Origin of the sequence: uncultured Nocardioides sp. (genome assembly GCF_902805925.1) — a bacterium.
Lineage (GTDB): Bacteria > Actinomycetota > Actinomycetes > Propionibacteriales > Nocardioidaceae > Nocardioides.
On sequence record NZ_CADCUP010000073.1, the window covers coordinates 1 to 9,510 of the forward strand.

Here is a 9,510-nt window from a genome sequence, read left to right on the forward strand (position 1 = left end):
GCGCCGGGTCGCGGTGGCCCCGGTGGTGCTCCCGGTCGCGGCGCTCCCGCGGGCGCCGGCGCCCCGGGCCGTCCCGGCGGCTTCGGCCCCAGCGGTGGCGGTCGCCCCGGTGGCGGTCGTCCCGGCCAGCGTGGCCAGACCCAGGGTGCCTTCGGCCGCCCCGGCGGCCCGTCGCGTCGAGGACGCAAGTCCAAGCGCGCCCGTCGTCAGGAGTTCGAGGCCATGCAGGCCCCGACCATCGGTGGCGTGCGCGTCCGCAAGGGCGACGGCGAGACCGTGCGCCTGGCCCGCGGCTCCTCGCTGACCGACTTCGCCGAGAAGATCGGCGTGGACGCGGCCGCCCTGGTGCAGATGCTGTTCTCGCTCGGCGAGATGGTGACCGCGACCGAGTCGGTCAACGACGAGACGTTCGAGCTGCTCGGCGAGGAGCTCAACTACGTGGTCGCGGTCGTCTCCCCGGAGGACGAGGACCGCGAGCTGCTCGAGTCCTTCGACATCGACTTCGGCTCCGACGAGGGCGACGAGACCGACCTGGCCGTCCGGCCGCCGGTCGTCACCGTCATGGGTCACGTCGACCACGGAAAGACCAAGCTCCTCGACGCGCTGCGTGACGCCAACGTGGTCGACAAGGAGGCCGGTGGCATCACCCAGCACATCGGTGCCTACCAGGTGCACACCGAGGTCGACGGCGAGGACCGCCGCATCACCTTCATCGACACCCCCGGTCACGAGGCGTTCACCGCCATGCGTGCCCGTGGTGCCCAGGCGACCGACATCGCGATCCTCGTGGTGGCCGCCGACGACGGCGTCATGCCGCAGACGGTGGAGGCGCTCAACCACGCCAAGGCCGCCGGTGTGCCGATCGTGGTCGCGGTCAACAAGATCGACAAGGAGGACGCCGACCCGACGAAGGTGCGCGGACAGCTCACCGAGTACGGCCTCATCCCCGAGGAGTACGGCGGCGACTCGATGTTCGTCGACGTCTCGGCCAAGGCCGGGCTCAACCTCGACAGGCTCCTCGAGGCCGTCGTGCTCACCGCCGACGCCTCGCTGGACCTGCGGGCCAACCCCGACCAGGACGCCCAGGGCCTCGTGGTCGAGGCGCACCTGGACCGCGGTCGCGGTCCGGTCGCCACGGTTCTGGTCCAGCGCGGCACGCTGCGCGTGGGTGACTCGATCGTCGCCGGTCCGGCCCACGGCCGCGTCCGCGCGATGCTCGACGAGTACGGCAACGAGCTCGCCACGGCCGACCCGGCGCGTCCGGCGATGGTGCTGGGCCTGAGTGCGGTGCCCGGTGCGGGCCAGAACTTCATCGTGGTCGACGACGACCGCATGGCCCGCCAGATCGCCGAGAAGCGCGAGTCGCGCGAGCGGGCGGCCATGCAGGCCAAGCGTCGCGTGCGTCGTACCCTCGAGGACTTCATGGCCTCCATGGAGAAGGGGGAGAGCCAGGAGCTCAACCTCATCCTCAAGGGCGACGTGTCCGGCTCGGTGGAGGCCCTCGAGGACTCGCTGGCCCAGATCGACGTCGGCGACGAGGTCAGCCTCCGGGTGATCGACCGCGGCGTCGGTGCGATCACCGAGACCAACGTCGACCTCGCCGCGGCCTCCGACGCCATCATCATCGGCTTCAACGTCCGGCCCCAGGGCAAGGCGGGCCAGATGGCCGACAAGGAGGGTGTGGAGATCCGCTACTACTCGGTCATCTACCAGGCGATCGAGGAGATCGAGGCGGCGCTCAAGGGCATGCTCAAGCCCGAGTTCGAGGAGTCGACCCTCGGCCAGGCGGAGATCCGCGAGATCTTCCGCTCGTCGCGGACCGGCAACATCGCGGGCTGCATGGTCACCTCCGGTGTCATCCGCCGCAACGCCAAGGTGCGGGTCCTGCGCGACGGTGCGGTCGTGGCCGACAACCTCGACCTCGCCTCGCTGCGCCGCGAGAAGGACGACGCCTCCGAGGTCCGTGAGGGCTTCGAGTGCGGTCTGGTGCTCAGGAACTACCAGAACATCCAGATCGGGGATGTCGTGGAGTCGTTCGAGATGCGCGAGATCCCGCGGGCCTGAGTCCGACCCTGGCCTCGCGTGCGGGGGCGGGCGGCCTACCAACCGTTCCGCTCGTCCCTCGCTCCACGGGTGCCAGACCCAACCACGGCCGCCCGCCCCCGCACGTCCGGCCACCACCGGACGTCGGGGGCGGGGTCCGTGCACCTGCTGAATGGAGAAGACGATGGCCAGTCCCCGTGTCCGCAAGATCGCCGACCGCATCCAGGTGATCGTGGCCGAGATGCTCGAGCGGCGGATCAAGGACCCGCGACTGGGGTTCGTGACGATCACCGACGTGCGGGTCACCGGTGACAGCCAGCAGGCGACGATCTTCTACACCGTCTTCGGCGACGAGAGCGAGGCGGTCGGCAGCGCGGCGGCGCTGGAGTCCGCCAAGGGGCTCCTGCGCTCCGAGGTGGCCAAGCAGCTGGGCATGCGGCACGCCCCGTCGCTGGAGTTCATCCGCGACGCGCTGCCCGAGACCGCCCGCCACCTCGACGAGGTGCTGGCAGCCGCCCGTGCCGCCGACGAGGAGGTCGCCGCGCAGCGCGTGAGCGCCCAGTTCGCCGGCGACACCGACCCGTACAAGAAGCCGCGCGACCTCGACGCCGACGAGGACGACGACCTCGACGACGAGCGGTGACCGAGGCGCCCGTCGGCCTGGTCGTCGTCGACAAGCCCGCAGGCATGACGTCGCACGACGTCGTCGCACGCACCCGTCGGCTGGCCGGCACCCGCAAGGTCGGGCACGCCGGCACCCTGGACCCGATGGCGACCGGGGTGCTGGTGCTCGGTGTCGGACGGGCCACCCGCCTGCTCGGGCACCTGATGCTGACCGAGAAGGCCTACGACGCCACCATCCGCCTCGGCGCCACCACGACGACCGACGACGCCGAGGGCGAGCCGCTGACCAGCACACCCACCGGCGCCGTCGACGAGCCGGACGTGCGGTCGGCCCTCGCCACCTTCGTCGGTGAGATCGAGCAGCGGCCCAGCGCGGTGTCCGCGATCAAGGTCGACGGGAGGCGGGCCTACCAGCGGGTCCGCGACGGCGAGTCCGTGGAGCTCCCCGCACGGCCGGTGACGATCCACGAGATCACTGTCGGCGACCTGCGCCGCGACGGCGACGCCCTCGACGTCGACGTCTCCGTGCGGTGCAGCAGCGGCACCTACGTCCGGGCCGTCGCCCGGGACCTCGGGGAGCGCCTCGGTGTCGGAGGGCACCTCACCGTGCTGCGTCGTACGGCGGTGGGAGGGTTCGACCTGGCGGTGGCCCGCACGCTGGAGGAGCTCGCCGACGAGCTCACCCTCGTCCCCCTGGAGGACGCCGCGCGGGCGACCTTCCCCGTCGTGGAGCTCGACGCCGAGGAGGCGGCCGCGGTGCGGTTCGGTCGCCCGCTGGAGCGACAGCTGGCCATCCTCAGCGCCGTGTTCTCGCCCGACGGCCGGTTCCTGGCGCTCTACGAGCCGGCTGACGGCCGGGCCCGTCCGGTGGCCGTGTTCCTCGGCTGAGCCGACGCGGCGGCACCACGTCGTCTGGCGTCGGGCGGCCCGCGGGGCCCTTGTAGGCTGCCCGCCGTGAGCCATCGTCCCGCCGTCTGGCGATCCCTCGCCGAGATCCCGGCCGACCTCGGCGCCACCGCGGTCGTCGTCGGCAACTTCGACGGCCTGCACCGCGGACACCGCGTGGTGGTGGGACGGGCACGCAGCGAGGCCGACGCGGCCGGGCTGCCGCTGGTCGCCGTCACCTTCGACCCGCACCCCATCGCGGTCCTGCGCCCCGAGCACGCCCCGCCGCAGCTGACGAGCATCCCGACCAGGGTCGAGCTCCTCGGCGCCGCCGGGGTCGACGGCGTGCTGGTGCTGCCGTTCGACCGCGAGGTGGCCGCGTGGTCGCCGCAGGAGTTCGTCGACCGCGTCCTGGTCAGCGCCCTGCACGTGCGCACGGTGGTCGTGGGGGCCAACTTCCGCTTCGGCGCGCGGGCGTCCGGCGACGTCGCCCTGCTGCGTGAGGCCGGGGGACGGCAGGGCTTCTCCGCCGTGGGCGTCGAGCTCGACGGCGGCCCGCAGGTGTGGTCCTCCACCTACGTCCGCACCTGTCTGGCGGCCGGCGACGTCGCCGGGGCCGCCGAGGCGCTCGGCCGCCCCTTCACGGTCACCGGCGTGGTGGTCGAGGGTGACAAGCGGGGCCGGGAGCTGGGCTACCCGACGGCCAACGTGCCCACCTCCGCCGCCGAGGCGGCCCCCGCCGACGGCGTCTACGCCGGCTGGCTGACCCGCCGTGACACCGGCGAGCGCCACCCCGCCGCCATCTCGGTGGGCACCAACCCCACCTTCGACGGCGAGCGCGCCCGGCGGGTGGAGTCCTACGTCCTCGACCGCGACGACCTCGAGCTGTACGGGGTGGAGGTCGAGGTGGCCTTCATCGAGCGGCTGCGCGGCATGGTGAGGTTCGAGGGCGTGGAGGCCCTGGTCGAGACGATGCACGACGACGTACGCCGCGCGCGCGAGATCCTGGGCGGCTGAGCCGGGACGCCCGCCACGGCCGTCCCGGGCCCGCCGACCTGGTGGCCGCGGAGGACTGGTTCACCGACAGCTCGATCAGGCGTCGAGGTCCTTCTCGACCAGCTCGGCGATCGTGTCGACCGCGGCCTGGTCGTCGCCCGACACCTCGACGGTGTCGCCGCTGCCCGCCCCCAGGGTCATGATCAGCAGCGAGGAGCTGGCGTCGACCGGCTCCTCGCCGGGCACGGCGAGGAACACCTCGGAGCCGAGGTCTCCGGCGGCCTCCGCGATGATCGCTGCGGGACGGGCGTGCAGGCCGACGGCGGAGCCGACGACGACGGTCTTGCTGGGCATGGTTCTCCTCGGGTGTGTCGGGTGGGCGGAACGGGATCAGGCGGGGGCGAGGTCGGCGTCGCGGGTGCGGCTGAACGACTTCAGCGCGATCACCGCGCCGCACGCGACGAGCACACCAGCGACGAGGGCGATGAGGAAGCCCAGCACGCCGTCGACGGCGAAGAGCACGAAGATGCCGCCGTGCGGCGCCCGCAGCGAGACGTCGAAGGCCTGCGAGAGGCCGCCGGTGACCGCGCTGCCGGCCATGATCGCGGGGATCACGCGCAGCGGGTCGGCCGCGGCGAACGGGATGGCGCCCTCGGTGATGAACGACGCCCCGAGCAGCCAGCCGGCCTTGCCGTTCTCACGCTCGGGCATGTTGAACAGGCCGGGGCGCACGACGGTGGCCAGCGCGAGGGCGATGGGCGGCACCATGCCGGCGAGCATCACCGACGCCATGATCCTCAGCTCGGGGGCGTCGGTGGCGGTGGCGGCGGCGCCGAGGCCGGTGGTGGCGAAGGCATAGGCGGTCTTGTTGAGCGGGCCGCCCATGTCGAAGGCCATCATCAGGCCGAGGATCGCGCCGAGCACGATGGCCAGGCCCGGGTCGTCGGCCATGCTGTTGAGCCCGTCGCCGAGGCCCTCGGTGAGCCGGCCGAGCGGGCGGCCGAGCAGCACCACCATGACGAACCCGACCACGAGCGTGGTGACGAGCGGGATGACCAGCACCGGCATGAGTCCACGGGCCCAGGCGGGCACCTTCCGCTGCGCGATCCAGTGCGCGACCAGGCCGGCCAGCACGCCGCCGGCGATGCCGCCGAGGAACCCGGTGTTGAGGGTGACGGCGACGGCGCCCATGACGAAGCCGGGTGCGATGCCCGGTCGGTCGGCGATGGCGTAGGCGATGTAGCCGGCGAGGGCCGGCACGAGGAAGCCGAACGCCGCGTTGCCCAGGACCAGCAGCAGCGCACCGAGGTAGGTGAGCAGGGCCCCGTTCGGCAGCGTCGCGTCCCCGGCGAGGTCGATCTCCCCGGTGTCGGGCAGGTTGAACAGGGTGTGGTCGGCCACCACCTGGCCGGCGACGCCGGACCCGTCCTCGGTCTCCAGCGCGATCTCGTAGCCGCCCAGCAGGAAGGCCAGGGCGATGAGCAGGCCGCCCGCGGCCACGAAGGGGATCATGTACGACACACCGGTCATCAGCACCCGGCGCACGGTGGCGCCGAACGACGACGGGGCGCCGCCGCCCTCGCCCGCCTGAGCCGCCCCTTCGACGCGGGGGGCGTCCGGGTCGTCGGCGTGGTGGAGCGCCTCGGCGATCATCGCGTCGGCGTCGTCGATCGGGCGCTTCACCCCGGAGGAGACCATCGGCTTGCCACCGAAGCGCGACCGGTCGCGGACCCCGACATCGACGGCGAAGATGACCGCCGAGGCGTCCGCGATGACCTGCGGGTCCAGCGGCGTGGAGCCGGCCGAGCCCTGCGTCTCGACCTGGAGGGCCACGCCGGCGCGGTCGGCGGCCGCCTGCAGCGCCTCGGCCGCCATGTAGGTGTGGGCGATGCCGGTGGGGCAGGCCGTGACCGCCACCAGGCTGCGCTGCTCGCCCCCGCCGGTCGCCGTCCCGGTCGCCGTCCCGGTCGTCGTCCCGGTCGTCGTCCCGGTCGTCGTCCCGGTCGTCGTCCCGGTCGTCCTCGCGGTGGTCGCCGCCTCGGGGGCCGCCGTCCCGGGGGTGGCCGTCGCGGCTCCGGCGGAGGTGCCGTCGACGGTGTCGGTGGTGGTCGTCGACGCGCCGCCGGTGGCCCGGGGGTCCTCCTCGCGGCTGGCCGACGGCTTGGGCGCGGCCGGTGGCGAGGTGCCGACGACGTCCGAGATCAGCTCCACGACCTCCTGGGTCGACTCCGCGGCGCGCAGGGAGTCGGTGAAGTGCGGCTTGACGAGCGCCCGCGCCAGCTTGGTGAGCAGCTTGAGGTGGGTCTGGTCGCCGCCGGACGGGGCGGTGATCAGGAACGCCAGGTCGGCCGGGCCGTCCTTGGCCCCGAAGTCCACCGGCGGGGAGAGGCGGGCGAAGGCCAGGGTCGGCTCGCCGACCCCGCTGGTGCGGCAGTGCGGGATCGCGATGCCGCCGGGGAGCCCGGTGGACGAGGTCTCCTCACGGGCGAGGGCGTCCGCGATCACGGCGTCGACGTCGTCGGCCCGGCCGGCCTGCTCGATCACGCCTGCCAGGGCCCGGATCGTGTCGTGCTTCTCGGAGCCCAGGTCGGCGTCGAGCCGGACGAGGTCGGGGGTGATCAGGTCGCTCATGAGGGGATCCCTTGGGTGAGGTCGAGCTGGCGTACGGCGACCAGGTCGGTCAGGACGTGGTCCGGACCCGGGATCGTCGTACCGGGAAGGGCTGCGGCGGCGCTGCCGTAGGCGACTGCGAGTGCGAGGCGTTCGGCGGCGGGCAGGCCGCGGATGTCGCCGAGGATGTACCCGAACAGGCTGGAGTCACCCGCCCCGACGGTGCTCACGACGGTGGTGGGCGGGGGCGTGGCGTGCCAGCAGCCCTCGGCGGTGACCAGCACCGCGCCCGCGGGGCCCATCGTGGCGAGCACCGCGCCCACGCCGCGGTCGACCAGCGTGCGGGCGGCGGCCGCGGTGGCGGACGGGTCGGACTCCAGCACGTCGGGGTCGTCGCCGGTGAAGGAGGCCAGCTCCTCGCCGTTGGGCTTCATCAGGTCGGGGGCGGAGCCGGGCAGCGCGTCCACCAGCGCGGCCAGCGGGCGCTCGCTGGTGTCGACGGCCACCTTGCTCGGGCAGTCGTGGAGGCGGTGCACCAGGTCGGCGTAGAACGTGTCGGGGGAGCCGGCGGGCAGTGACCCTGCGAGCACGGTCCAGCTGCTGGTGGCCGCGCGGGCCAGCAGCGTGGTCGCCATGGCCTCGAGGTGCTGGGGTCCCACGGCCGCGCCGGGGGAGTTCAGCTTGGTGGTGGTGCCGTCGGGCTCGGTGATCGTGAGGTTGGTGCGCACGCCACCGGCCGGCAGCACCGGCTTGCAGTCGATGCCGGCGGTGAGCAGCTCGATGACGAAGGGGTCGTCCTTGGCGGCGGGCAGCACGGCCACGGTCGGGATCCCGGCGGCCACGGACGCCCGCGAGATGTTGACGCCCTTGCCGCCGCCCTGGGCCGTGACCGACTCGACGCGCTGCACCTGTCCCCGCGCCAGCACGCCCGCGAGGGCGATGGTGCGGTCGATGCTGGGGTTGGGCGTGAGGGTCAGGATCATGCGACGACCACCTCGACTCCGGCTCGTTCGATCTCGGTGCGGTCCGCGGCGGAGATGCCCGCGTCGGTGACGAGGGTGTCGACGTCGGTCAGCGCCGCGAAGCGCAGCGGCGCCTCCACCCCGATCTTGCTGGAGTCGGTGACCACGACGGCACGTCGCGCGGCGGCCACGATGGCGCGCTTGGTGGCCGCCTCGTCACGGTCGGGGGTGGTGAGCCCGTGGGTGCTCAGACCGTTGGTGGCGACGTACGCCATGTCGGCGCGCAGGTCGGCCAGGGCGGCCACGGTGTCGGGGCCCACCGCCGCGTGCGTGGTGGGGCGCACCCGGCCGGGCAGCAGGAACAGCTCGATGTGCGGCAGCCCGGCCAGCCGGGTGGCCACGGTCACGGCGTGGGTCACCACCGTCAGGCGGTGGTCGCGGGGCAGCATGGCGGCGAGCCGGGCGGTCGTGGTGCCCGCGTCGATGATGACCATCGACCCGGGCGGCGGGAGCAGCGCCACCGCGGCGGCCGCGACGGCGTCCTTGGCCGCGGTGTGCGCGAGGTCGCGTTCGCTGAGCCCGGACTCGATGGAGGTGACCGCGCTCATCGGCACGGCGCCGCCGTGGACCCGGCGGATGAGGCCGATACGATCGAGGGAGGAGAGGTCGCGGCGCACGGTCTCGGTGGTGACGCCGAACTTCTCGGCGAGCTGGGCGACCGAGAGGCGGCCCTGGTGGCTGACCAGCTGGGCGATGGCCTGCTGTCGCTCCTCGGCGTACACGTGGTCCCCTCCCGAGCCGGTGCCGCGGTTATCTGTGTATATGTTGTTTTATCTCCGAACATGTTGATTGTCAAGGTGCCGGTGCCCTACGGTGTGGGCATGACCACGGCAGCTGAGTCGACCATGCGCGGTACTCCCGTCGTCCCCGGTGTGGCAGCCGGTCCCGCCCTCCTCGTGCGCGGTGAGGTCTCACCCGAGGCGATCTCCCGCTTCGGGGCGGGTGACTTCGCCGACGACGAGGCCGTGCTGGCGGCGTACGACGCCGCCGCGGGCAGGGTGGCCGAGGAGTTCGGCCGCAAGGCGGAGAGCGCCACGGGCCCCGCCGCCGAGGTGCTCGCGGCCAGCGCGGGGCTCGCGCGCGACAAGGGGCTGCGCAGCGCCGTCCGCAAGTCGGTGGCGGGCGGCACCGACCTGGTCGCCTCCGTCGGGGCGGCGGTGGAGCAGTTCGTCGGGATCTTCACCTCGATGGGCGGGTTGTTGGCCGAGCGCGTCACCGACCTGCGCGACATCGAGCGCCGGCTCGTCGCCGACATCGTCGGGGAGCCCGCGCCCGGCGTGCCCGAGCCGTCGGAGCCGTCGGTGCTGGTCGCCGAGGACCTCGCCCCCTC

General features: G+C 73.4%; 9 protein-coding genes. 5 read left to right on the forward strand and 4 right to left on the reverse strand.

Annotated features, from left to right (window positions below; translation table 11 throughout):
• The 4 genes from infB to QZX64_RS05200 all read left to right on the forward strand — a co-directional run.
• Positions 1-2,064, forward strand: a 2,064-nt coding sequence (infB, locus tag QZX64_RS05185) for a translation initiation factor IF-2 (RefSeq protein WP_295657523.1), incomplete at its 5' end; no start/stop codon positions are given.
• A gap of 163 nt (positions 2,065-2,227) precedes the next feature.
• Positions 2,228-2,686, forward strand: a complete 459-nt coding sequence (rbfA, locus tag QZX64_RS05190; protein WP_295657525.1) for a 30S ribosome-binding factor RbfA — start codon at positions 2,228-2,230, stop codon at positions 2,684-2,686.
• On the forward strand, positions 2,683-3,555 hold the full coding sequence (gene truB / locus QZX64_RS05195) for a tRNA pseudouridine(55) synthase TruB (protein WP_295657527.1): 873 nt from the start codon (positions 2,683-2,685) through the stop codon (positions 3,553-3,555). The genes rbfA and truB overlap by 4 nt, the downstream gene beginning before the upstream one ends.
• Positions 3,556-3,621: 66 nt before the next feature.
• Positions 3,622-4,569: a bifunctional riboflavin kinase/FAD synthetase gene (locus tag QZX64_RS05200; RefSeq protein WP_295657528.1), complete on the forward strand. Its 948-nt coding sequence runs from the start codon at positions 3,622-3,624 to the stop codon at positions 4,567-4,569.
• Between the two features lie 75 nt (positions 4,570-4,644).
• Here the strand turns inward: QZX64_RS05200 and QZX64_RS05205 are convergent, their stop codons facing one another.
• Genes QZX64_RS05205 through QZX64_RS05220 form a run of 4 tightly spaced genes read right to left on the reverse strand, consistent with a single transcriptional unit; the run spans position 4,645 to position 8,902 of the window.
• Complete coding sequence (locus QZX64_RS05205) at positions 4,645-4,902, reverse strand: HPr family phosphocarrier protein (protein ID WP_295657529.1); 258 nt, start codon at positions 4,900-4,902, stop codon at positions 4,645-4,647.
• A gap of 36 nt (positions 4,903-4,938) precedes the next feature.
• Entirely contained in the window at positions 4,939-7,179 is a 2,241-nt protein-coding gene (locus QZX64_RS05210; RefSeq protein ID WP_295657530.1) for a fructose-specific PTS transporter subunit EIIC, read from the reverse strand.
• Entirely contained in the window at positions 7,176-8,141 is a 966-nt protein-coding gene (locus QZX64_RS05215) for a 1-phosphofructokinase family hexose kinase (protein WP_295657531.1), read from the reverse strand. Before QZX64_RS05215 ends, QZX64_RS05210 begins: the two co-directional genes overlap by 4 nt.
• Entirely contained in the window at positions 8,138-8,902 is a 765-nt protein-coding gene (locus tag QZX64_RS05220; protein WP_295657532.1) for a DeoR/GlpR family DNA-binding transcription regulator, read from the reverse strand. The genes QZX64_RS05215 and QZX64_RS05220 overlap by 4 nt, the downstream gene beginning before the upstream one ends.
• Positions 8,903-9,001: 99 nt before the next feature.
• Between QZX64_RS05220 and QZX64_RS05225 the strand changes: the two genes are divergently transcribed.
• A partial coding sequence (locus QZX64_RS05225) for a phosphoenolpyruvate-utilizing N-terminal domain-containing protein (RefSeq protein WP_295657533.1) occupies positions 9,002-9,510 on the forward strand: 509 nt, incomplete at its 3' end.

Coding starts and splice junctions, on each gene's coding strand:
- QZX64_RS05210 (WP_295657530.1), bottom strand. CDS start 7,179: ATGAGCGACCTGATCACCCCCGACCTCGTCCGGCTCGACGCCGACCTG.
- QZX64_RS05215 (WP_295657531.1), bottom strand. CDS start 8,141: ATGATCCTGACCCTCACGCCCAACCCCAGCATCGACCGCACCATCGCC.
- QZX64_RS05205 (WP_295657529.1), bottom strand. CDS start 4,902: ATGCCCAGCAAGACCGTCGTCGTCGGCTCCGCCGTCGGCCTGCACGCC.
- rbfA (WP_295657525.1), top strand. CDS start 2,228: ATGGCCAGTCCCCGTGTCCGCAAGATCGCCGACCGCATCCAGGTGATC.